Annotated in this window: 22 protein-coding genes; 9 read left to right on the top strand and 13 right to left on the bottom strand. The window is 71.3% G+C overall.

The features are described 5' to 3' along the window. Positions 1-71: 71 nt before the first annotated feature. Together ABZ928_RS04355 and ABZ928_RS04350 are read right to left on the bottom strand one after the other, a co-directional pair. Positions 72-1,658, bottom strand: a complete 1,587-nt coding sequence (locus tag ABZ928_RS04355) for a cytosine permease (RefSeq protein ID WP_361514975.1) — start codon at positions 1,656-1,658, stop codon at positions 72-74. A gap of 206 nt (positions 1,659-1,864) precedes the next feature. Beyond that, positions 1,865-2,416, bottom strand: a complete 552-nt coding sequence (locus ABZ928_RS04350) for a hypothetical protein (protein WP_361514974.1) — start codon at positions 2,414-2,416, stop codon at positions 1,865-1,867. A gap of 326 nt (positions 2,417-2,742) precedes the next feature. On the opposite strand from ABZ928_RS04350, the gene ABZ928_RS04345 reads away from it, so the two are divergent. Then, positions 2,743-3,165 carry a protease inhibitor gene (locus tag ABZ928_RS04345; RefSeq protein WP_361514973.1) on the top strand — a complete coding sequence of 141 codons (423 nt, stop codon included), beginning with the start codon at positions 2,743-2,745 and terminating at the stop codon, positions 3,163-3,165. A 149-nt stretch (positions 3,166-3,314) separates the two neighbouring features. Here ABZ928_RS04345 and ABZ928_RS04340 read toward each other — a convergent pair whose 3' ends face one another. Further along, positions 3,315-3,692, bottom strand: coding sequence for an STAS domain-containing protein (locus ABZ928_RS04340; protein WP_361514972.1), 378 nt, complete (start codon positions 3,690-3,692; stop codon positions 3,315-3,317). Positions 3,693-3,939: 247 nt separating this feature from the next. On the opposite strand from ABZ928_RS04340, the gene ABZ928_RS04335 reads away from it, so the two are divergent. Together ABZ928_RS04335 and ABZ928_RS04330 are read left to right on the top strand one after the other, a co-directional pair. Beyond that, positions 3,940-4,410, top strand: a complete 471-nt coding sequence (locus tag ABZ928_RS04335; RefSeq protein ID WP_361514971.1) for a hypothetical protein — start codon at positions 3,940-3,942, stop codon at positions 4,408-4,410. Then, positions 4,400-5,257: a DUF1963 domain-containing protein gene (locus ABZ928_RS04330; protein ID WP_361514970.1), complete on the top strand. Its 858-nt coding sequence runs from the start codon at positions 4,400-4,402 to the stop codon at positions 5,255-5,257. The genes ABZ928_RS04335 and ABZ928_RS04330 overlap by 11 nt, the downstream gene beginning before the upstream one ends. A 26-nt stretch (positions 5,258-5,283) precedes the next feature. Here ABZ928_RS04330 and ABZ928_RS04325 read toward each other — a convergent pair whose 3' ends face one another. From ABZ928_RS04325 to ABZ928_RS04315, 3 genes are all read right to left on the bottom strand, one after another. Further along, complete coding sequence (locus ABZ928_RS04325) at positions 5,284-6,291, bottom strand: Ppx/GppA family phosphatase (protein ID WP_361514969.1); 1,008 nt, start codon at positions 6,289-6,291, stop codon at positions 5,284-5,286. A 32-nt stretch (positions 6,292-6,323) separates the two neighbouring features. Then, entirely contained in the window at positions 6,324-6,815 is a 492-nt protein-coding gene (locus ABZ928_RS04320) for a methyltransferase (protein ID WP_361514968.1), read from the bottom strand. 70 nt (positions 6,816-6,885) lie between these two features. Continuing rightward, positions 6,886-8,391: an MFS transporter gene (locus tag ABZ928_RS04315; RefSeq protein WP_361514967.1), complete on the bottom strand. Its 1,506-nt coding sequence runs from the start codon at positions 8,389-8,391 to the stop codon at positions 6,886-6,888. 124 nt (positions 8,392-8,515) lie between these two features. Between ABZ928_RS04315 and ABZ928_RS04310 the strand changes: the two genes are divergently transcribed. The 3 genes from ABZ928_RS04310 to ABZ928_RS04300 are packed head-to-tail and all read left to right on the top strand — an operon-like array spanning position 8,516 to position 10,257. Further along, positions 8,516-9,346, top strand: a complete 831-nt coding sequence (locus ABZ928_RS04310; RefSeq protein WP_361514966.1) for an alpha/beta fold hydrolase — start codon at positions 8,516-8,518, stop codon at positions 9,344-9,346. 32 nt (positions 9,347-9,378) lie between these two features. After that, entirely contained in the window at positions 9,379-9,723 is a 345-nt protein-coding gene (locus ABZ928_RS04305) for a metalloregulator ArsR/SmtB family transcription factor (protein WP_361514965.1), read from the top strand. Between the two features lie 6 nt (positions 9,724-9,729). Beyond that, a complete protein-coding gene (locus ABZ928_RS04300) occupies positions 9,730-10,257 on the top strand; it encodes an SRPBCC family protein (RefSeq protein ID WP_361514964.1) in 528 nt (175 codons plus the stop codon). Between the two features lie 20 nt (positions 10,258-10,277). Here ABZ928_RS04300 and ABZ928_RS04295 read toward each other — a convergent pair whose 3' ends face one another. The 5 genes from ABZ928_RS04295 to ABZ928_RS04275 all read right to left on the bottom strand — a co-directional run bounded on the left by ABZ928_RS04295 (position 10,278) and on the right by ABZ928_RS04275 (position 17,329). Continuing rightward, positions 10,278-13,094: an NHLP bacteriocin export ABC transporter permease/ATPase subunit gene (locus ABZ928_RS04295; protein ID WP_361514963.1), complete on the bottom strand. Its 2,817-nt coding sequence runs from the start codon at positions 13,092-13,094 to the stop codon at positions 10,278-10,280. Between the two features lies 1 nt (position 13,095). Continuing rightward, positions 13,096-15,318 carry an NHLP family bacteriocin export ABC transporter peptidase/permease/ATPase subunit gene (locus tag ABZ928_RS04290; protein WP_361514962.1) on the bottom strand — a complete coding sequence of 741 codons (2,223 nt, stop codon included), beginning with the start codon at positions 15,316-15,318 and terminating at the stop codon, positions 13,096-13,098. Continuing rightward, a complete protein-coding gene (locus ABZ928_RS04285; protein ID WP_361514961.1) occupies positions 15,315-16,121 on the bottom strand; it encodes an HlyD family efflux transporter periplasmic adaptor subunit in 807 nt (268 codons plus the stop codon). The genes ABZ928_RS04290 and ABZ928_RS04285 overlap by 4 nt, the downstream gene beginning before the upstream one ends. 135 nt (positions 16,122-16,256) lie before the next feature. Next, entirely contained in the window at positions 16,257-16,472 is a 216-nt protein-coding gene (locus ABZ928_RS04280; RefSeq protein WP_361514960.1) for a type A2 lantipeptide, read from the bottom strand. A gap of 443 nt (positions 16,473-16,915) precedes the next feature. Next, positions 16,916-17,329 (bottom strand): PaaI family thioesterase, encoded by a 414-nt coding sequence (locus ABZ928_RS04275; protein ID WP_361514959.1) that lies wholly within the window; start codon positions 17,327-17,329, stop codon positions 16,916-16,918. A gap of 189 nt (positions 17,330-17,518) precedes the next feature. On the opposite strand from ABZ928_RS04275, the gene ABZ928_RS04270 reads away from it, so the two are divergent. Continuing rightward, the gene (locus tag ABZ928_RS04270; RefSeq protein ID WP_361514958.1) at positions 17,519-18,877 is read left to right on the top strand and encodes a S1 family peptidase; all 1,359 of its coding nucleotides are present in this window, start codon (positions 17,519-17,521) and stop codon (positions 18,875-18,877) included. 102 nt (positions 18,878-18,979) lie between these two features. On the opposite strand, the gene ABZ928_RS04265 is transcribed toward ABZ928_RS04270, so the two are convergent. After that, positions 18,980-19,426: an Lrp/AsnC family transcriptional regulator gene (locus ABZ928_RS04265; protein WP_361514957.1), complete on the bottom strand. Its 447-nt coding sequence runs from the start codon at positions 19,424-19,426 to the stop codon at positions 18,980-18,982. A 93-nt stretch (positions 19,427-19,519) separates the two neighbouring features. Here ABZ928_RS04265 and ABZ928_RS04260 point away from each other — a divergent pair, with 93 nt between their 5' ends. Then, entirely contained in the window at positions 19,520-20,323 is an 804-nt protein-coding gene (locus ABZ928_RS04260) for an LLM class flavin-dependent oxidoreductase (RefSeq protein WP_361514956.1), read from the top strand. After that, positions 20,320-20,769 (top strand): nucleoside deaminase, encoded by a 450-nt coding sequence (locus ABZ928_RS04255; RefSeq protein WP_361514955.1) that lies wholly within the window; start codon positions 20,320-20,322, stop codon positions 20,767-20,769. The genes ABZ928_RS04260 and ABZ928_RS04255 overlap by 4 nt, the downstream gene beginning before the upstream one ends. 4 nt (positions 20,770-20,773) lie before the next feature. Here the strand turns inward: ABZ928_RS04255 and ABZ928_RS04250 are convergent, their stop codons facing one another. Beyond that, positions 20,774-22,930 (bottom strand): SpoIIE family protein phosphatase, encoded by a 2,157-nt coding sequence (locus tag ABZ928_RS04250; RefSeq protein ID WP_361514954.1) that lies wholly within the window; start codon positions 22,928-22,930, stop codon positions 20,774-20,776. Between the last annotated feature and the right edge of the window lie 256 nt (positions 22,931-23,186).

The raw sequence follows: 23,186 nt of genomic DNA, 5'->3' as shown, positions 1-23,186 counted from the left end.
CGCCTCTCGTCGCTGAGAACGCGTTGCGGTCCGACGATACTGGCGAGTAAGCGCCGGTCAGAACACCGGGGTCAGCCGCCGTTCGCGGCCCGCGCGGGCTCCGGCTCGCCGGACTCCGCACCCGGTCCGGTGATGGGCGGCACCGGCACGTCGACGGTACGGGCGAGGCGCGCGCCCTCCGGCCCGTACACGGCCCGGGGTTCGGGGAAGATCCGCAGCAGCGCCAGGAACAGCACCGCGGCCACGACCAGCGAGAGCGGCAGGCTGATGTCGACGCCGCCCGCGAGCTCGCCCAGCGGTCCGACGAACTGGCCCGGGATGTTGGTGAACAGCACACCGAGCAGCGCCGACACCCACCAGGCCGTCATGCCCCGCCAGTTCCAGCCGTGCGCGAACCAGTAACGGCCGCCGCGCTGGCGGCGGTTGAAGACCTGGAGCGCGTCGGGGTCGTACCAGCCGCGACGGGTCCAGAAGCCCAGCATCATCACGACCATCCACGGCGTGGTGCAGGTGATGATCATCGTGGCGAAGGTCGAGATCGACTGCACCAGGTTCAGACCGAAGCGGCCGATGAAGATGAACGCGATCGACAGCACGCCGACGAACAGCGTCGCCTGCACCCGGCTGAGGCGCGGGAACACCGACGAGAAGTCCAGGCCCGTCCCGTACAGCGCCGTCGTACCCGTCGACATGCCGCCGATGAGCGCGATCAGACACACCGGCAGGAAGAACCAGCCCGGCGAGATCGCCAGCAGGCCGCCCACGAAGTCGGGGGCCGCGGGGTCGACGTAGTCCGGTGCCTTGGCCGCGATGATGCTCGCCGTCGACAGGCCGAACAGGAACGGCAGCAGTGTCGCGATCTGCGACAGGAACGCGGCGCCGATCACCTTGCGGCGCGGGGTGCTCGCCGGGATGTAGCGCGACCAGTCACCGAGGAACGCGCCGAACGACACCGGGTTCGACAGCACGATGAGCGCCGCGCCGATGAAGGACGGCCAGAACAGCGACCGCGTGGCCGCGTCCGCCGTGTCCGTGAAGACGCCCGCGTACGACGGGTCGAAGTCACCGGCGAAGGCGATCGCGCCGAGCAGGAACAGCACGCTCGCGGCGGCCACCGCGACCTTGTTGACGAACAGCATGAACCGGAAGCCGTACACGCACACCGCGAGCACCAGGCCGGCGAACAGCGCGTACGCCACGACGTACGACAGGTCGCCGCGCGGGAGGCCGAAGAGCCGGTGCGCGCCGCCGACGAGGGCGTCGCCGGAGCTCCACACCGAGATGGAGAAGAAGGCGATCGCGGTGAGGAGGGAGAGGAAGGAGCCGACCACGCGGCCGTGCACACCGAGGTGCGCGGACGACGACACGGCGTTGTTGGTGCCGTTGACCGGGCCGAACACCGCCATCGGGCACAGGATCAGCGCGCCCACGACGACCCCGAGGAGGGTGGCCGCGAGGCCCTGCCAGAAGGAGAGGCCGAACAGGATCGGGAAGGCGCCCAGCACACAGGTGGAGAAGGTGTTGGCGCCGCCGAAGGCGAGCCGGAACAGGTCCAGCGGGGTCGCGGTGCGCTCGGCGTCGGGGATGCGGTCGACGCCGTGGGTCTCGACCTCGGTCAGAGACGGGGGCGCGGCGGTGAGGTCGGGCTGCGGGGACAAGGGAGGCTCCAGCGAGGGGACCGGCGGTGGAGCGCTTCGTGGCGCGGGGGAGTCAGGGGTGAGCGTACGGCGCTCGCCTGCGCGGGGGTGTGCGGCGCGAGTGGATGCCGTCCTCTCGGGGATCTGCCGAAGGTAAGGCCGCCGTCAAGAGCCGCACCAGAGGACGGTTCATCCATCTTTCGTGTCGTGGATGTATGGAACCTCCATCACTCGGTGTCCGTGGGCGTGTCCTCCGGTTCGGCGTCGGGGCCCTGGGCGCGCACCCGCTGGACGTGTTCGAGGGAGTCCCGCAGCTCGGCGAGCCAGTCGTCGGTGTGCCTCTGGACCAGGCGCACGCACCAGGCGAGGGCGTCACTGCGGCTGCGCGCCACCCCGCCGGCGATGAGCGTGTCGAGGACCTGGCGCTCCGGCTGGCGCAGCCGGGTCATGACGGGCGCGGCGACATGGGTGAACAGGGCGCGCTCCCCGTCGCACTCCACACCCCAGGAGACCTTCCGGCGGAACCGGTGCTCGGCCTCGCGGGCCACCTCGATCCGGGCCTCCCGGGTGCGCTCGCGGAACTCCTGGATCCGGCTCTGTACGGCGGCCTCCCGCTCGGTGGCCGAGACGTCCTCGGCGAGCCGGGGTGCGGGGATGCGGCCGATCACGGTGATCTCCTCGCGGTCGACCGTCAGTTCGGCCAGTTCCTCGAAGAGATCGTCGGGCAGGCGGCCGGCGAACCAGCCGCGCAGCTTCTCTCGCTGCTCTGTCGTAATCATGTAATGACGATTACTCCACTGGGACATGAACACAAGGGGATGTGGAGGAGTCCGCCGAGAGCTCAACCGGAATGTTTCAGGCCTATTGCGGAGGCGGGGTGAACCGGCCATTCGGTCGGCTGGAACGATCAAGAAGCCCATGAACTCGGCGTTGACGCGTTCGAATTATGTGACTTCACGCCACTGATTCAACACGCAAGGTTACTGAAACGCATGGGGTCGAGGTGAGATTCGGCGGCGGACTCGGCAGACTCGCGCTCGCCGCGTCCGGCACCGATCGCGCCGGACGCGGCGCCACCCTCATTTCGAGCGGAAGGATGCACACAATGCGTTACACCGCGCGCTGGGCAGCGACCCTCGCCCTGACGGCCACCGCCGTCTGCGGCCCCCTCACCGGGACCGCGCTCGCCGCCCCCGCCTCGCTCTACGCCCCCTCGGCCCTGGTGCTCACCGTGGGCCACGGGGAGAGCGCCGCCCTCGCCACCCCGGCCCGCGCCGTCACCCTGAACTGCGCCCCGACGGCCTCCGGCACCCACCCCGCGGCGCGCGCCGCCTGTGCGGAACTGCGCGCGGCAGGCGGGGACTTCGACGCGCTGGGCGTCCCGGTCGACGTGATGTGCACCAAGGAGTACGACCCGGTGGTCGTCACCGTCGACGGCGTCTGGCAGGGCAGACGCGTCGCCTATGAGCGCACCTTCGCCAACGAGTGCGTGAAGAGCTCCCAGGGCGCGAGCCTCTTCACCTTCTAGGGCCGGGGTCGCACGGTCCCCTTGAGCCGGACAGTGGCCCGCGGATGGGGAGTACGGGCGCTGTCGCGGGATCGTGCGATCTCGTACGGGGGCCGGTCGGGCGGAGTGGGGCCGCCCGGCCGGCCTTCCCGGTCAGCCGGCCTTCCCGGTCAAGGGGGATCTTCCCCGTTGCTTTCGGGAAGATCCGGCAGCGGCGGGAAGCGGCCCAGCAGACCCGAGGCGCGCAGCAGCCGCCGTATGCGCGGGCTCTCCGACACGATCCGCAGCCGGCCGCCGCGCTCCCGCGCCCGCGACTCCGCCCGGCACAGCACACGCAGACCGGAGCAGTCGAAGAAGTCCACCGCGCGCAGATCGACCAGGACGTCCGGGCCCGCCCCCTCGGTCGCGGCGTCCAGATGCTCGGCCAGGGCACCCGCCGTCGCCATGTCGATCTCGTCCGCGGCCTCGACGACCGTGAACGGACCGTGCCGGTAGGTGCGGGCATACGGGTTCGCGGCCGGCGGACCGGTTCCGGGATCCCGTGTCATATCGGCTCCACCTCGGCAGGGCGCGCATTCGATCTCGGTAGTTACCCCGGAGCCGTGCGACGCATCCCTGAGAGCGGGCAGCGCAAGATCTAGTTCACTCGACCTAGTGAATTGCGGTGCAAATTCTTGACTTTAAGTCGGTGATTCTGCACCTCGACGCCCTGTTCAACCGCTCATCGGCGTCGTACAGTCACCGTGTCGCCCTGGCCCCCGGCTGCAAACCCTGTACACAGCAGGAGGGTTGGCCGTGGGTACGCCGGTGCACACTTCCTCCGACGAGCCTCCGCTGCTCACCCAGTTCGGGCTGCTGGCGCCCGCGTTGGAGATGGAGTTCACAGCACACTTCGCCCGCCGGGGCGGCGAGGCCGCGGCGGGTGCCGCCACGGCCGCGGTCATCCAGGTCATCGAGGCACCGGCCTCGTTCATGTCCTCCGTGCTCGACGCCGGCCGCCGGGTCAGCCGCTGTCTGCTGGCCCGTACGACGGCCGACATCTGCCGGGTCGTCCTGACGGCGGACCGCGGCGGCATCATGGTGGCGGGCACGGACGACGCGCTGATCACCCTGGACCTCGGCAACGACAGCCGGGCGACCGAGCTGCCCCTGCTGGCCGTTGTGGACGGACTGCGGATCCACCGCGACTCCGGGGGACATGTGTGGGTGGTGTGGCAGGGGCAGTGGTGTCAGTCCCCTCCTCTACCGTGTGCGCATGACTCCTGAGATGCGGGACCGGTTAAGTCCCTTTCGTGACAAGGCGATCGCGGAAGGCATACCGGCCGAGGACATAGAGCGCTGGCTGACCACCGCACGCCCGTGCGCGACGCTGACGCGGGACGGGGACGGGCCGCTCGTGGGCCGGTTCGGCGGTCCGCTGCTGCTTCCGGCCGACGCCCCGGACCCCGAGCACCCCTACGTCGCCACCGTCGACCTCGCGGCCCTGCCCGCCGGCCTGACGGACCTGCCGCTGCCGCGCGACGGCCAGTTGGTGTTCTTCGCCTTCCCCGAGAGCGACGGATACGAGTCCAAGGGCAGTGTCGTGTACGTCCCCGCCGGCACGGCCGTCGTGGAGCGGGACAAGCTCGCCTGGGACTCCTTCGGCTGGGACGAGAACGAGGAGATGCTCGACGAGTTCCCGCAGGGCCCGCTGCGGGCGACGGCCAATGTGTCGCTGCCCTTCCACCACACGGTCGAACAGGCCCACGAGCCGAGGTTCGTGTCGCTTCCCGGGCATCCCCGTTCCGAGGAACTCGTCGCCGTCTGGGAGAGCACCCGGGCCGACATAGCGCCCGAGGGGTCCCTCCAGATCGGCGGATACGCCGACGAGGAGGCCGTCGAACTCGACCCCGTCGCCGTCGCCGTGTCCAGGGCCGTGGACGCCGTGGCGGCGGGCGAGTGGGACGGACCGGTCTCGGCCGACGCCACGGACTGGGTGCTGCTGGCCGACTGGGTGGCCGGCCTGGACGTGGAGGGCTGGGAGAGCTCCACCGTCCACTGGGTGATCCAGCGCGAGGACCTCGCCGGGCGGCGCTTCGACCGCACGTTCACCAGCGTCTTCTGGAACCCCTGAGCAGAACCCCCTGAATGCGTCCCTCGTCAGCTTCCCGCCGCGGCGATGCGCAGCGGTACCAACTCCCGGTCGGGTTTCTCCTCGTCCGCGTGGTCGATGGCTTCCCACCAGGACGCGCCGTCCTCTATGTGGCGCAGCAGGACTCCCTCGCGGATCGCCCAGGGGCAGACGGTGACGGTCTTGATGCCGGTCAGCTTCAGCGCGGTGTGCCCGACCACCGCGCCGGCCAGGCTCTGGGCGGCGCGCGGCGCGGAGATGCCGGGCAGCAGGGCGCGTTCGGCGGCGGGCAGTTCGATGAGGAGGGCGATCGCCTCCCGCAGGTCCGAGCGGCGCAACCGCCGCTCCACGAACGGCCCGCGCCGCCCCGGCGCGGCCCCGCACAACCGGCCCAGCTGCTGGAACGTGCGGGAGGTGACCACCGCCGTGCGCGGTCCCTCCCAGCGGATCCGGGCCGCGACGTCCCGCAGCTGATGCCGGACCCGCCGGCGCAGCTCCCGCACCAGCTCCGACGGCGGCGGATCCTGCCCCTCGAAGAACTCATGGGTCAGCCGTGCCGCGCCCAGCGGCAGCGAGGCCACGAAGTCGGGCACCCGGCCGCGCCCGAAGGCGACCTCCAGCGAGCCGCCGCCGATGTCGAGGAGCGCCAGCGGCCCCGCCCGCCATCCCATCCAGCGCCGCGCCCCGAGAAACGTGAGTTCGGCCTCCAGCTCGCCCGGCAGCGTGCACAGCCCGACGCCGGTGCGCGAGCGGACCGCGTGCAGCACCTCGGCGCGGTTCGGGGCGCCGCGCACCACGGCGGTCGCGAAGGCCAGGGGCGCCGACGCACCCCACTTCGCCGCCGTTCTGCTCGCTTCGGCCACCGCCTCGACGAGCCGTTCCACCGCCGCCTCGGGCAGCGGTCCGCCCGGCTCGACCTCCTCGGAGAGCCGCAGCCGCCACTTCGCGGTGTGCACCGGCAGCGGCACGCCGCCCTCGGCATCCGCCACCACCAGCCGGACCGTGTTCGAGCCCACATCCACCACGCTGATTCGCATGGCTCCGTGAGTACCCGTCAACGGGCCCTCACTCACCGCGCCAGGGCGAGAGCCTCGGGAACCAGCCAGGCACGGCACGCCGGATAACGGGCGTACTCCGCCCCGAACCGGTCGGCGAGCGCGGGCTCCTCGTACCACCTGGCGAACGCCCACATCACCGCCCACGCGAACGCGCCGTAGCCGAACAGGACCGGCCGGGCGAGCAGCAGCCCCTGCCCGCCGATCGCCGCGACCACGGCCACGTACATCGGATTGCGCACATGCCGGTACAGCCCGCCCACCACCAGGTGCTCGGTCGGCGCGACCGGTGCCGGGGTGCCGAGGCCCTCGCGGACGAACCGCGCGAAGGCGGCGAGCAGGACGGCCGCGCCCGCCAGGAGCGGGAGCAGACCGAGCAGACGCAGGGGCGGCCACCAGTCGCCGGACTCCCACCCGGTCAGCCACCACGGCAGCAGCCCGGCCACCGTGCCGGGCGCGAGCGCGAAGAAGACGGTGCTGCCGAGTGCCGCCGCCGGGGTGCGCATACGGCCACCATGACAGCGTGGAGGGGCCGCCGTCTCCCTGCGGACGGCGGCCCCTCGGTTCACGCGGTGATCACATGTGGACGACGGGTGCGGCGTCCGGGTCCTGCTCCGGGACTCCGCGCCGGTAGAGCAGGAAGGCGATCACGGCACCGGCGGCGAAGAAGCCCGCCGACCACCAGAAGGCGGTGGTGTAGCTCTCGATCGTGGCCTGCGCCTGGACCAGCTTGTTGCTCGGGTCCTTGCCCACCAGGTAGTCGGTCGCGGCACTCGCGGCCAGCGTGTTCAGCAGCGCCGTACCGATCGAACCGCCCACCTGCTGCATGGCGTTGACCGTGGCGGAGGCGACGCCCGCGTCCTCGGCCGCGACCCCGCCGGTGGCCAGCTGCATGGCGGCCGGCATGACCAGGCCCAGACCGGCACCGATGATGATCAGCTGGGGCAGCACCGCGGTCAGGTAGGCGGAGTCGGTGCCGATCCCGGTCAGCCAGGCCATGCCCGCCACGGAGACGGCGAAGCCGAACGGCACGACGGCCTTCGGGCCGATGCGGGGCACCAGGACGGTCGTGCCGAGCTGGGCCATCACCATCAGCGCGGCGACCATCGGCAGGAAGGCGACACCGGTCTTGGTCGGGCTGAAGCCGAGGTTGAGCTGGAGGTAGTAGGTGAGGAAGAGGAAGACGCCGAACATGCCCGCGCCGGAGATCAGCACCGCGAAGAACGAGGCCGCGCGGTTGCGGTCGGTCAGGATGCGCAGCGGCAGCAGCGGGTGCGCGGCCTTGGTCTGCCACCAGGTGAAGGCGGCCAGCAGCACACCGCCGGCGATCAGGAAGCCCCAGGTGGCGGGCGAGCTCCAGTCGTGCGTCTCGGCGTTGGAGAAGCCGTAGACCACGGCGAACAGACCGGAGGCGACCAGGACCGTGCCGGGCACGTCCAGCTTGGAGTTGGCGGCGTCACGGTGGTTGTTCAGCAGGAACCAGCCGCCGGCGAAGGCGAGCACGGCGATGACGACGTTGACGTAGAGGGTCCAGCGCCAGTCGAGGGCGTCGGTCAGGATGCCGCCGAGCAGCAGACCCACCGCGCCGCCGGCGCCGGCGATGGCGCCGTAGACGCTGAACGCCTTGGCGCGCTCCTTGGCGTCGGTGAACGTCGTGTTCAGAAGGGACAGCGCGGCGGGCGCGAGCAGTGCGCCGAAGGCACCCTGGAGGGCACGGGCGGTGACCAGCATCTCGAAGTTGGTGGCGGCGCCGCCGAGCGCGGAGACCGCGGCGAAGCCGACGACTCCGATGAGGAAGGCGGGCTTGCGGCCGAAGAGGTCGGCGATCCGGCCGCCGAGCAGCAGGAGGGAGGCGAAGGCCAGCGCGTAGGCGGTGACGATCCACTGCCGGTTGCCGTCGGAGAATCCGAGGTCGGCCTGGGCCGAGGGGAGGGCGATGTTCACGATGGTGGCGTCGAGGACGACCATCAGCTGGGCGAGGGCGATGACGGCGAGGATCCACCACCGCTTGTTCGAGGAGGCCTCGGGCGGCGCCTCGACCGCGCCCGTCTGGGCGCCGTCGGTAAGGGTCTTCTGGGACATGGAAGAACCACTCCAGGGAAGTCGTCCGGATTTTACGAACTCGTAAACGAAACTGTTTCGTACACATCGAGGCTAGAGCACTTTTAGCGAAACGGCAAAGTTTCGATGGGGAGAGAGGCTGAGTGTGACCAGCGGCACATTCGAGGTCGACGGCGCGGACCTGTACTACGAGCGACGGGGGAGCGGCCCGGCACTGCTGATGATCAGCGGCGCGGGCGGCGACGCGGGCTACTACACGCAGGTCGCGGCGGACCTCGCCGACATGTTCACGGTGATCACCTACGACCGGCGCGGCAACTCCCGCAGCACCGGCCGGACCGGCACGCCGATGGACCTCGCCGAGCAGGCGGCCGACGCCCGCACCCTCATCGACGGCCTGGCCGGGGGCAGGGCGCTGGTGTTCGGCAACAGCGGGGGCGCGATCATCGGGCTGACGCTCGCCGCGCTCCACCCCGGCTCCCTGGCGGGCCTGATCGCCCACGAGCCGCCCGCCGTGAACGTCCTGCCCGACGACGACCCGGGCCGGGGCTTCTTCGCCGACCTGGCCGACCGGTATGCGCGGGGCGGAGCGCCGGCGGCGGGTCGCCGGTTCGCGGAGACGGTGCGCGGCGAGGGGACGTACCGCTGGCCGGACGACCTGTGGCGGCGCTTCCTCGGCAACCAGGACCACCTCTTCGGCGCCGAGTGGCCCGGCTTCGCCGGCTTCCGGCCCGACGAGGCCGCGCTGAAAGCGGCGCCCTTCCCGATCGTCCTGGGCGCGGGCGCCGAGGACCGCGACACGTACTACGCCCGGCCCTCGGTCGAGATCGCCCGCGCGATCGGCGCGCCCTGGGTGGAGTTCCCCGGCATCCACATGGAGTTCCTGCGCCACCCGGACCGGTTCGCGGCGGCGCTGCGGGCGCTGGCGGCCTGGGCTCATGACGAGGAAAGGGCGCCCGATCCTCGTATGCCTTGACTGGAATATAACCGCAGGGGCATATTGGAGGCATGTCCGACGCCGCGCTCTGGACCGCCCTCGCCGATCCCCACCGGCGGGCCATCGTCGCGCTGCTCCTGGAGCGGCCGAGGCCCGTCGGGGAGATCGTGGAGGCATGCGGTCTGAGCCAGCCGAGCACCTCGAAGCATCTGAAGGTGCTCCGGGAGGCGGGCCTGGTGCGGGTACGACAGGACGCCCAGCGCCGTGTCTACGCCCTCGACCCGGCCCCGATCGCCGAGCTCGACGCCTGGCTCGCGCCGTATCGCCGACTGTGGAACAGCAGCCTGGACGCGCTGGGCCGCCGTCTCGACGAGACCGCGCCGGACGACCCCGAGGAACCCACTCCGAAGGACTGATCCACCATGTCCGCAGATCTCACCGGCACCTATCTGACCCTGGACGACGGCCGCCCGGCCGTCCGCTTCAGCCGCACCTACGAGCATCCGGTCGAGCGCGTCTGGCAGTTCGTGACCGACGCCGACGAACTCGCCCACTGGTTCCCCTCCCGCGCCGAGATCGACCTGCGCCCCGGCGGGGCGATCGAGTTCAGTGGCGACCCGAACATGGAGAACTCCACCGGCCGGGTCATCGCCGTCGACGCGCCCCGGCATCTGTCCTTCGAGTGGGGCGGCGACGAACTCCGCTTCGACCTGGAGGCGGTCGACGACAAGAGCACCCGCTTCACGCTCACGAACGTGCTGAGCGAGGAGAACGCCGCCGCCCGCAACGGCGCCGGCTGGGAGGTCTGCCTGGCCGCCCTCGACGCGCACGCGCGCGGTGCGGACTTCGGCGGCCCGCACGCCGGGGCCGGGGCTCCGTGGAAGGGGTTCTACGACGGTTATGTCGCCGCCGGTGTCCCCTCCGGGGCGCCCGTCCCCGGCCTGGACTGATCAGGCCTCTCCTGGACTGATCAGGCCATCTGCCGTCGCACCAGTTCGTGCAGCCGCCCGCCCGTGTCCGCGAGCAGCTGTGCGGGCGGGCCCTGCTGGGCGACCTTGCCGTCCTCCATCACGATCACGCGGTCCGCGTCGAGGACGGTCGAGAGGCGGTGCGCGATGACGATCCGGGTGGCGTTGAGGGCCTTGGTGGACTCGATCACCCTGCGCTGGGTCTCGTTGTCCAGGGCGCTGGTCGCCTCGTCGAAGAAGAGGATCCGCGGCCGGCGGATCAACGCCTGGGCGATCATGAGCCGTTGGCGCTGACCGCCGGAGACCGCGCCGCTGCCCGAGACGATCGTGTGCAGGCCCATCGGCATCCGCTTGATGTCCTCCGCGAGCCCCGCCATCTCGGCCGCCGCCATCACCTCCTCCGGCGTGAACGGCTCGGTCCCGCAGATGACGTCCATGATCGAGCCGTTGAACGGCTGCGCGTGCTGGAGCACCACCCCGCACTGCCGCCGCACCGCCGACTGGTCCAGCGCCGCCAGGTCCTGACCGTCGTACAGCACACTGCCCGAGACCGGCGGGTCGAAGCCGATGAGCAACCGGAGCAGCGTCGACTTGCCGCAGCCGCTGGGGCCGACGATCGCCACGAACTCGCCAGGCCGGATGTCGAACGACACGTCGTCCAGGACGAGAGGACCGTCGTCCGAGTAGCGGAAGGCGAGCCTGCGCGCCTCGATGCCGCCGGACAGCGGACCCGGGCGGGTGTTGGCCGTGCGCACCTCGGGGGTGGCGTCGAGGACCGGCTTGATCTCCTCGAACAGCGGCAGCGCGCCCACCGCCGAGACGAAGGAACCGGTCAGCTGGGTCACGGAGGTCAGCACCATCGTCACCGAGGTGTTGAAGGTGAGGAACGCCGCCGCCGACATCGACCCGCGCGCCGGGCCCGCCAGCAGCATGAACATCAGCAGGGTGCAGACGGGCAGATACACCGCGCCCATCACCGTGGTGAGGTTCTTGATCCGCCCCACCCGCTGCTGGAGCTCCCGGCTGCGCGCGAACTGCGAGGCCCAGGCCGCGTACGCGTAGTTCTCGGCCGCCGCGACCCGCAGTTTGGGCAGTCCGCGCAGGGTCTGGAAGGCCTGGTTGTTCAGCTTGTTGCCGAGCACCACCAGGCGCCGCTGCCAGCGCACCTGCCACAGCCCGAGCCCCAGGAACATCCCGGCGATGACCACGAGCATGCCGATCGCGGCGAAGGCCATCGGCACGCTGTACCAGAACAGCAGCCCCAGATTCATCGCGCCGACCGTCACCGACTGGGCGACGACCGGGCCGACTCCCGCCAGCAGCCGGCGGATCGCGCTGATGCCCATCGCGGCGCTGGCCAGTTCGCCGGTGGACCGTTCGGTGAAGAACTTCGTCGGCAGTCTCAACAGCCGGTCCCAGACCGCCGGTTGGAGGGTCGCCTCGATACGGCCCTCCAGGCGCAGGATGGTCAGTCCCTGGAGCAGCATGAACACCGCCGCGACCAGGCTGCTGATCATCACCGCGAGACACACCTGCGCGATCAGGTTCGTCTGCGCCTTCGGCACGAACTCGCCGAGCACCTTGCCCGTCGCGATCGGCACGATCGCACCGATCGCGACGGTGACGAGCCCGCTCAGGAGCAGGTTCGTCAGATCGCCGCCCATCCCCTGCATGCTGAACCGCAGCAGCCCCAGCGGACTGAGCCGCCGTTCGGGCAGCGGCCGGTAGAACATCACGGCACGCGGCTCGAACTCCTCCGCGTTCGCCTTCTCGATCGGCGTCTCCCGGCCCGTCGCCGGATGCACCGCCACATAGCCGCCGCGCCGCCACAGCAGTGCGACCGGCGCCCCGGACAGGGCGCGGTGACCGACGAGCGGCCCCACGTTGTCCCGCCACCAGCTGCCGTCGAGACGCACGGCCCGCGCCCGTATGCGGGAGGCGAGCGCGATCTGCTCGACCGGGTCGAGCCGGTCGCTGCCGGTACCGCTCTGCGCCGGATCGGCGAGCGTGATCCCGGCGGCCTGCGCGACCAGCTTGCACGCCGCGTACGAGGCGTCCGCGTCCGCGGCCGTCGCACGCTTGCCCGAGGACTTGCCGATCGACGCGAGCAACGTCCGGTCGGCCTGGACACGGACCGCCTCACCGGCCTTGATGCCCTCCGCGGTGCGGGTCTCGTGGGTCCGCTCCAGCTGCTCGATCCAGCGGTCCAACGTGGTCAGCAGCCGGTACTGCTGGTCGACCATGGACTGCCAGACCGCCGGGTCCATCAGCAGATCGGCGGCCGCCTCCGCGCCGTACAGCGATCCGTACTGCACGCTGCCCGGCGGCACCTGCATCCAGAAGACGTCGTCGTCGGTGACCTCGGCGGCGCGTTCGTTCGCCATCGGCGCCTGGAAGAGGATCGAGAGGCTGCGGCCGACGCCGAGCGCGAGGGCGTACTCCAGGGGGCTGGTCGTCGGCGGTACGTACTGGGGGTTGCCGTACTCGTCGTAGGACCAGGTCTGGGTGTTCGCGGGCTGGTACAGCTCACGCAGTCCGATGCGGTGCACCACGCAGTCCCGCAACGGGCGGGCGACCAGGGTGTGCTGGGGCCCGAGGACCGGGCCGAGGATCAGGGAGCCCGCCTCCAGGCGGCCCAAGTGGTGCCAGTGGCCCTGCTGTTCGGCGTCCACCGCGAACAGGTCCACCGCCCCCGACGCCACCAGCCACAGCACCTGCGGACCTTCGAGGTCGAGGCGGTTGAACTGCGCGCAGTCGATCGGCGTGCCCATGCCGCCGAGCGCGCCCAGGACGAGGTCACCCTCGTGTGCCGTCGTCATCTCACCGCTCCCTGACCAGCGCCGCGTACGCACCGCCGTGCGCCACCAGCTCCTCGTGCCGCCCGCGTTCCACGATCGTGCCGTGCTCGAGTACGACGATCTCGTCGCTGTCGCGCACGGTGCTCAGCCGGTGCGCGATCACCACACACGCACAGCCGCGCCGGCGCAGGTTGTCCATCACGGTCTGCTCGGTCTCCGCGTCCAGCGCGCTCGTCACCTCGTCGAGGACGAGGATGCTCGGGCGGCGGACCAACGCCCGCGCGATCTCCAGGCGTTGGCGCTGACCGCCGGAGAAGTTGCGGCCGTCCTGCTCGACCCGGCTCTGGATACCGCCGGGCCGCCGCATCACGACGTCGTACAGGGCCGCGTCCTTGAGCGCGTCCACCACCGCCTCGTCCGGGATCGACGGGTCCCACAGCGCCACGTTGTCGCGGACCGAGCCCTCGAAGAGGAAGACGTCCTGGTCGACGAAGGAGACGGAGGAGGCGAGCGCCCCGCGCGGGATGTCCTCCAGGCGCTGTCCGTCGATACGGATGACGCCCTCCCAGGGCGCGTACAGGCCCGAGATCAGCCGGGAGACCGTGGACTTGCCGCTGCCCGAGCCGCCGACCAGGGCGACCTGCCGGCCGGGGCCGACGGTCAGGTCGAAGCCGGTCAACAGGGGCTTGTCCAGCGGGTTGTAGCCGAAGCTGATGTTCTGGAGCTCCACATGACCGTGAAGGCGGCGCGTCGAGTCCCCGGAGCCATGGCGGCCGTAGAGCGGGTCGGCCTGGAAGTTCTCCACGTCCTTGAGGCGGGCCACGTCCGCCGCGAAGTCCTGGATGCGCCCGGCGACTCCGTTGAGCCGGGTGATCGGCGCGGTGAAGCGGGTGACCAGGGACTGGAAGGCGACCAGCAGCCCGACCGAGATACCGCCCTCGACCGCCCGCATGCCGCCGATCCACAGGATCACCGCGCTGTTCAGCGAGGCCAGCGTCGGCGCGACCACGCCCAGCCAGGCGGACGGCACCCCGAGCCGCTGCTGCTCCTCCAGGGTGGTGGCATGCTGTCCGGCCCACTTGCGGAAGTAGCCGTCCTCGCCGCCCGTCGCCTTCATCGTCTCGATCAACTGGAGGCCGGTGTAAGCGGTGTTGGTCAACCGGGCGCTGTCCGCGCGGAGTTTGGCCGTACGGGTCGCGCGGAGCCGGATGACCACCCGCATGGCGACGATGTTCAGCAGCGCGACACCGATGCCGACGAAGGTGAGCTGCGGGTCGTAGGTGTAGAGGAGGACGGCGTACAGGACGACCACCACCGCATCCACGCCCGCAGCCGCGAGGTCGCGGGCCAGCGTCTCGGCCACCGCGTCGTTCGACTGGAGGCGCTGCACCAGGTCGGCCGGGCTGCGCTGGGAGAAGAACGTCACCGGCAGCCGAAGCAGATGGCGCAGGAAGCGGGCGCTGGAGAGGGTCGAGGAGATGATGCGGCCGCGCAGCAGGTTCGCCTGTTGCAGCCACGTCAGCACCAGGGTGAGCAGGACGCACGTCCCCATCGAGGCGAACAGCACGCCGAGCAGGGAGGTCTGGCCGCCGATCAGGAACATGTCGATGTAGGTGCGGCTGAGCGCGGGTACCGCCGCGCCCACCAGCACCAGCAGGAGGCTCGCGAGGACCGCGGCGGGCATCGTGCCCGCGGTGCCGCGCAGGCGGGCCGGCATTGCGCCGAGCACGCCCGGCTTGCGGCCGCCCTTCGTGAAGCCGTCGCCCGGCTCCATGATCAGCACGACACCGGTGAAGCTGGAGTCGAAGTCCTCCATGGGCACGAACCGGCGGCCCTTGCCGGGGTCGTTGATGTACACCCCGCGGCGGCCGAAGCGGCGGCCCATGCCGTCGTAGACGACGTAGTGGTTGAACTCCCAGAACAGCACGGCCGGTGTCTTCACCTCGGCGAGGGCGGCCGTGTCCATCTGCATGCCCTTGGCGGTCAGCCCGTAACTGCGGGCCGCCTTGAGGAGGTTGCTCGCCCGGGAGCCGTCACGCGAGACACCGCACGCGATGCGCAGCTCCTCCAGCGGGACGTGCTTGCCGAAGTGCCCCAGGACCATGGCGAGGGAGGCGGCGCCGCACTCCACGGCCTCCATCTGGAGGACGGTGGGCGTGCGGACCGTCTTCGCCTTCCCCTTGGGGACCGGGCGCTTGGGCGGGGCGGCGCGGCGTCTGCTGCGGGTGTCCTGTGCGGTGCTCACGGCAGCAGCCAATCGACGGGGCGCTGGTCGGCCAGCCGGATCGAGCCCGTGGCCGCGGTCATGGAGGTGAGGGTGAAGGGCGGTCCGTCCTTGGACGACCACTTGTAGCCGCTCTTCGTGGTGGACGAGGTGTCCAGCTTCACCAGGACGGCCACCGGCCTGCCGTCCTTGGTGAACTGCTCGCCGAGCTGGCTGTCCCCGAGGAACGCGGCGATCTGCTGCGCCGACTGGGCGGAGCGGTCCACCGCCTTCACATGGCCGCGCAGCACTCCGTACTCCTGGGTGGGTACCGAGGAGACGGTGAGGTCGACGGCGGCGTGCTCGGGGATGGACGCCGCGTTCTCGGCGGGCACGTACACGGTGGCGTACAAGGGGTCCTTGGTGTGCGCGACCTTCTCGACGGCGGCCACATTGGCGCCGGTCTGGATGATCTGCCCGATGGTCGCGGCCAGCGCGGTGACCCGGCCCGCGGCGACCGTGCGGACGACGGAGTCGCCCTCGGCGGTACGGACCTTCAGCACGGGGGAGTTGGCCGGCAGCAGCTGGCCCTGCTCCGCGAGGACCGCCGTGACCTGGCCGGCGACCGGGCTCTGGAGGATGTAACTGCCCTGACCGTGGGTGAGGATCGCGGACGCGCTCACCGTGGAGGCGACCGAACCGGTCACCGCCCACACGGACGCGGCGGCCATGACGACCACCGTGACGGAGAGGGCGAGCCAGCCCTGGGGGCGGGCGAAACGCACCGGAAGGTCGAGATCCTCCGGCGACTGGAGCTTGGCGAGGGCCTGTTGGCGGAACTGCACGGAACTTTCCCTCACCTGAAAACGACAATGGACCGGCCCGAGGGAGCCGGTTGATTCATGACAGCCGTCCGTTCCACGGCATCCGAGAGTCCCGGAGCCGGGAAACGGCTCCGGGACTCACGGCACAAGCTGCGATCAGAGACCGGCAACCAGGTTCGTGACCGGGGCCACGGAGAGGCCGGTGACACCCTCGACGGTGCCGACGACCGTGTCGACCAGGCCGGAAACCGGGGCGATGCCGTCCACCAGGCCGGTGACGGTGCCCAGGGCGTTCAGCTGCAGGCCGCCGGAGACGTTGTCGAGCTCGGCGTCGGAGATCTCGACGGTCTCAACCTGGGGGGTGGAGTTCATGATGGAACTTCCCTTCATATGGATATTTCACAAGGGGGAGCGGTGACCCCTCTGGGGACGGCCGCGACCGCAGGCGCCAGGCGCCGTTTCCGGAGCCCGACGGCCCCTGCGGTGCGATGGATCAAAGCACGCGGCGGGCCCGGGCTTCCAATCAACCAACCGCCTCACCAGGGCACTTGAGCCCCACAAGCCCCGAACCGTGCAGGCTTGCGCACGGGTTACCGGCTGGTTCTTCACAGTCGGCACGTCTTCCGTTCATACGCGCTCTTGCGGCCTCGGAGGCGAAAGCGACACTCCCGCCCCAATGGCATGAGCGACCGCTCGGGCATGTGCAGAACTCCCGCACCCGGTGACTTCGTTGAGTATTGGATGTGCAGATTCCCTGAAGCCAGGATTCCGGAGCGTGTTCGGTACGGACCGTTACTGATCGCTGGCGGACCGTGTCAGCCCAGAAGGGCATAGACCGTGGTCGCATGGGCCGCGAGTTCGCCCGACCCGGCGTCGGTCATCGTGATGTCGGCGAACGCCATGCGCCGGCCCAGCTTGGTGACGACCGCCTCGATCAGGACATCCGAACCGGCCACCGCGCGCTGGAACGACGTCGACTGCTGCACGGTCGTCATCGGCCCGTAGGCGCCGCGCGCCCCCGAGACCGCGATCACGGTGGCGGTGTCCGCGGCGGCCATCAGCGCCTGCCCCGACAGCGCTCCGCCCTCCCGCGACAGCCGGTCCGACCAGGGCAGACGCAGCGTGGCGCGGCGCTCGCCCAGGGCCTCGACCGACAGGTCCAGAGCGAGCACCCAGGGGGCGAAGTTGTCGGCGAGGATCTTGTCGGCTTCGGCGATGCTCATCGTCATATGGGCGATTGTTCCCGCTCCCGGCCCGCTCGACGCGGACCCTGGCCGATTCGGTGGTGCGCAAAGAGATTGCCAGGAAACGGAATTGAACACCCCACGTGACTCCTGCGTACCTCCTGCCATCCAGGCGCCCCGACGAGCTGCCGACGACCGGCGGCACTGACCCCGTCCTTCAGGAGGTCGAGTAGTTTGAGTCACAAGCGAATTCCGAAGCGCAAGGCCGCGATCGCAGCGGGCGGCGTGGTGGCGCTCGGAGCAGCCGCAATTCTCCTTCCGCAGGCGAACGCCGGTCAGGACGGTGCCTCTTCCGGCCAGGCCGCCGCCCCCAAGACCCTGAAGGCGTCGGACGCCTCGGATCTCGCCTCGCAGCTCGCCGACCTCCTCGGCGAGGCCTTCGCCGGTTCGTACTACGACGCGGAGCAGCAGCAGCTCGTCGTCAACGTCATCTCGGGCGACAACAACAACGTGATCGTGCAGGCGAAGAAGGCCGGCGCGGAGATACGCGAGGTCGACAACAGTCTCGCCGAACTCGCGGCCGGCGCGCAGACGCTGAAGGCCGACGCGACCATCCCGGGCACGGCCTGGGCCGTCGACCCCCGCACCAACAAGATCCTGGTCACCGCCGACAGCACGGTCACCGGCGCCAAGTGGGACCAGCTGGAGTCGACCGTCCAGACCCTCGGCTCGGGCATGGCGACGATCAAGAAGTCGGCCGGCACCTTCAAGACCTTCCTCTCCGGCGGCGACGCGATCTTCGCCGAGGGCGCGCGCTGCTCGGCCGGCTTCAACGTCGTCGCGGGCGACGGCAGTCCCGCGTTCCTGACCGCGGGCCACTGCGGGGTCGCGTTCGAGCAGTGGTCGGACGCGGACGGCGGCGCCCCGATCGCCACCGTCGACCAGGCCACGTTCCCCGGGGACGGCGACTTCGCGCTGGTCAAGTACGACGACCCGGCGACGGTCGCACCGAGCGAGGTCAACGTCGGCGACCAGACCGTCGCGATCTCCCAGGCCGCGGACGCCGAGGTCGGCCTCCAGGTCTTCCGCATGGGCAGCACCACCGGGCTCGCCGACGGGCAGGTCCTGGGCCTCGACGCCACCGTGAACTACCCCGAGGGCACCGTCACCGGTCTCATCCAGACCAACGTCTGCGCCGAGCCCGGCGACAGCGGCGGCTCATTGTTCACCCAGGACGGCCTGGCCATCGGCCTGACCTCCGGCGGCAGCGGCGACTGCACGGTCGGCGGCGAGACCTTCTTCCAGCCCGTCACCACCGCCCTGGAAGCGGTCGGCGCGACGCTGGGCGCGGGCGACGCGGCGGGCGGCGGCGAGGAGGCCGGCGCGGGTGACGAAGCGGGCGCCGGTGACGAGGCGGGTGCCGGTGCCGGTGCCGGCGACGAGGCCGGGGCCGGTCAGGAGGCCGGAGCGGGCGAGGAGGCCGGCGCCGGTGAAGAGGTCGGCGGCGAGGCTGTGGGCGGCGAAGAGGCCGGCGGCCAGGACACCGGTGCGGGCGCGGACGACGGCTCCTCCGGTCTGAGTTCTACCCACTGACCCACTGACCCGCCGACACACACCGCACGACCGCACCACGGACACGGTCCGGCTCTCCGGCGGGAGAGCCGGACCGTTCGTGCTGCGGGCGGACGGCGACCGTCAGGGCCGGGCGGGTCCGCGATAGGGGAGCGTCCGGCTGTAGACGACATTCGTGGTCGTGCTGCCGAACCCGGCCAGTTCGTCCATGAGGGTCTCCAGGTGCTCCATGGACGTGGCGGCCACCTTCAGGGTGTAGCAGTCGTCGCCGGTGGTGCGCAGACACTCCAGGATCTCCCGCCGCTCGGCGAGCAGCCGACGCAACGGCTGGTGGCGGTTGCCCGGGTACTTCAGCCGGACGACGGCGAGCACGGGATAGCCGACCTTGGTCAGGTCCACCACCGCGTGGTACCCGGAGAGGACCCCGGACGTCTCCAGGTTCCGTACCCGTTCCGTGGTGGCCGACGAGCTGAGATTCACCCGCCGCCCGAGCTCGCTGAGGGAGATACGGGCGTCCTGCTGCAACTGCTCGATGATCGCCCAGTCGATGTCGTCGAGATTCACGGCCATCGCACGATTCTATCGGCAGCTTCATGGTGAAAGCCTTGATGTGCCGGGAGAATTGGGTTCAGCCCGTCATGGTCGCGGGGATAGCCTCGACCCATGCGACTTGGCGTCAACCTACCGAATTTCGGTCCGGGAACCGACCCGGGCGTGCTGCGCGAGTGGGCCCGGACGGTGGAGGGCCTGGGCTACGACCTCCTCATGGTCTCGGACCACGTGGCCGTCACACCGGACGTGGCCGAGCGGTATCCGGAACCCTTCTACGAACCGTTCACCACCCTCTCGTGGCTGGCGGGCATGACCAGCAGAGTGCGTCTGGGCACGACCGTGCTCGTAGTGCCCTACCGGCATCCGCTGGTGGTCGCGCGCATGACCGCCAACCTCCAGCAGCTCAGCGGCGGTCGCCTGGTGCTGGGGGTCGGGGTCGGCTGGTCCAGGCAGGAATTCGAGGTGCTGGGTGTGCCCTTCGCCCAGCGCGGGAGACTGACCGACGACCATCTGGCGACCTTGCGCGATGCGTGGGGCGACGAGACCGCGGTGCCCGTCTGGGTGGGCGGCAACAGTGAGGCGGCGATCCGGCGCGCGAAGAGGTTCGGCGACGCCTGGCACCCGTTGCGGGGCACTCTCCCCTGGTTGCGCTCGACGCGGAGGGCCCACCCGGACCTGCCGTTCGCCCCTCGCATCGCCCTCCGCCTGACCACCACCCCGGTCGACGACCCCGACCGGCTCGCCGGCACCGGCACCCTCGACCAGATCCTCGACGACCTCGACCAACTCCACGGCCTCGGCGCCGACACCGTACTGCTGGACCCCTACCACGGAGACCCGGAGGAGACCCGCAGGCCGCACACGGCCTGGCGGGCGCTCACCGCCGTGGCGACGAACTGGAGCACCCCATCGTGATCACCCCCGCCGACGAGACCCTCCTGCGCCAGGCCATCGCCCTGGCCGCCCGCGCCGTGGACCTGGGCGACGCACCGTACGGGTCCCTGCTGGCCGCACCCGACGGCACGGTCCTCGCCGAGGCCCACAACACGGTCCGCCGCGACAACGACATCACGGCCCACCCGGAACTGAAACTGGCCCGCTGGGCAGCCGCCGAACTGCCCCCGGACACCGCCGCGAACACCACGATGTACACCAGCTGCCAGCCCTGCGGCATGTGCACCGGCGCGATCGTCCGCTCGGGCCTCGGCCGGGTCGTCTACGCCCTCTCCACCGACCGGCTCATCGAACTCAACCCGTCGGGGGCCTGGCCGACGGTGCCGCAGGACGGCCCCGCCCTGTTCGAGGAGGCGCGCCTGCCGATCGACGCGTACTACCGGCCGAAGCAGTCGCCGGCGGACTGAGCGGTCAGCCGGTCTCCCGCGCTCTGAGGAGCAGCAACGCCACGTCGTCCAAGCGGTCCTGGGTGCCCGGGCCGTGCTCCACCAGATGGTCGGCGAGGGCGTCGAGGGGCAGGTCGCCGGAGGCGGCGAGACGGTGGCCCAGGTCGGCGAGCGCGTCCTCGATGTCGACGCCGGGTGATTCGATGAGACCGTCCGTGTAGAGGACGAGAACGCTGCCGGGGGCCAGGTCGACCTCCGTCGTGGGGTAGGTCGCCGTGTCGTCGATGCCGAGGAGGGGGCCGCCGGCCAGGTCCAGGACGCGTACCTTGCCGTCGGGGCGGCGCAGGAGCGGGGGCGGATGGCCCGCGCGGGCCATCACGGCTCTGCCGTGCGCCGGGTCGAGGCGCAGATACAGGCAGCTGGCGAAGAGGTCCGAACCCAGGTCGATGAGGAGGCGGTTGGTGCTGCGCATGACCTCCTCCGGGGGCTGCCCGACGGTGGTGTACGCGCGGACCGCGGTGCGGATCTGGCCCATCAGGCCCGCCGCCGTGACGTTGTGCCCCTGCACGTCCCCGATCACCGCCGCCGCCACCCCGTGCGAGGGCACCAGGTCGTAGAAGTCGCCGCCGATGTCCATGCCCTGGGTGGCCGGCAGATAGCGGGCCGCCGCGTCCACGCCGGGCAGCCGGGGCAGGGAGTGCGGGAGCAGCGCCTCCTGGAGGCCGTGGGCGAGGCGGTGCTTGGCGTCGTACAGCATGGCCCGCTCCAGGGCCTGCGCGATCAGGCTGCCCAGACTCGTCAGCACGGCCCGCTCGTCGGCGGGGAAGGAGTGCGGTTCGGCGTAGGCCAGCACACAGGTGCCCACCGGGCGGCCGGAGGCGATCAGGGGGAGATACGCCCAGGCCGCGAAGCCGTCGGGGGTCGCGTGCCGCGCCGGATACAGATGCTCCAGCTGCCGGCGCGAGTCGAAGAACGCCGGGACACCGCTGGTCAGGGCGCGTGTCCCCGGGGTCGGCTCGGTCAGCGGCAGTCCGTCGAACCGCTCCACGACCCGCGGGTCCTGATAGCCGCGGTGCCCCAGCACATGCAGCCGCCCCGCCCGCGAGCCGAGGACCACCAGGGCCTGCGCGCCCACCGCCGGGACGACCTCGTCCGCGACCAGCTGCACCACGTCCTCGACGCCCGCCGCCTCGGTGAGCGCACCGGCCAGGCTCAGCACTTGCGAGATGGTCACCAGCCGGGCCGGCGTCCCGTCGCCCGCCCGCGGCGCGGTGCGGCTCATCTCCGCCACCGCCCGCGCCCGGGTCACCCGCACGCTCAGCCCGGTCGTGCTCGGGTACAGCCGGAACGACAGCCAGTCGCCCGGCGGCCGCAGCGCCACGAACGACGTCGTGTGCTGACTGAGCAGCGCGGCCCGGTAACGGTCCTCGTACACCGGGTCGTTGAGCCAGGGGACGGACGCCCACAGCTGTGTGCCCAGCAGTCTGCTCACCGGCACCCCGATCAGCTCGGCCGCCGCCGCGTTGGCGAACGAGATCCGCCCGTGCAGATCGAGCGAGCACAGCCCGTACGGCAGCCGTGCCACCAGCCGCGCCGCCTCCACCGTGCCCAGCGTGCCCGCCACGCTGCCCACCGGGGACCCGGCCAGCAGATCCGCCTCCGGGAACACCGGACGGCTCTCCTCGGCGGCCCGCTCCAGGCGTACCGCGAGCCGGTCGCAGGCCGCCGTCAGATGGTCCCGCTCCCGGTCGGACAGCTCCGGCGGATGCGAACCGGGCCAGGTCACGAACACCGCGCCGTACGCCGTGCTCCCCGTCGCCACCGGCAGCGCGGCCAGCGCGAACGGGTACGGCAGCACCACCGCGATGCGCGGATAGCGGCGCGCCATGTCCTCCTCGCCGCCCACCCACACCAGCCGCCGCTCCCGGACCGCCTCGGCGACCGGGATCGGGGCACTGAGCCCCACCCGCTCCCACGGCGCCGCGAACGCCCTCGGCAGCCCGGCCATCACCGCCATCTCCAGCACCGGCTCCTCGGCGGCCCGCAGATACACCGCACCGGAGTGCGCGTGCACCTCGTCCATCATCGAGGCCAGCGCCAGGGACAGCAGCGGCCGGCCGACCCGGGTCCGGGCCGTCGCGGGTGCCTGGGCGGACCTCTGCCCGTCGGACACGCCGACCACCTCCTCGCACGGCCGCCGGGATCCAATCTCCCCCTTGGCGGTCCGTCGCGCACGGCGAGCGCGAACGACCCTCAGGCGCGCGTGCGGCCCAGGCGTACCCCCTGCGGCGCGGGCCATGCCCCCACAGTCGAAGCGCGGCACGGCGTACGGGCGCCCGGTGTGCGCCCCCGCGCACCCTGATGGCCGGTTCTTCGCGCCCCGGAACGGTGCCGGGCGCGAACAATGGGGCACGCGCTTCTCACCCATGGAACCGGCG

This window comes from Streptomyces sp. NPDC046909 (assembly GCF_040644695.1).
GTDB lineage: Bacteria > Actinomycetota > Actinomycetes > Streptomycetales > Streptomycetaceae > Streptomyces.
The sequence above is the reverse complement of the archived record's forward strand: the minus strand, read 5'-3'. Positions and strand labels throughout refer to the sequence as shown.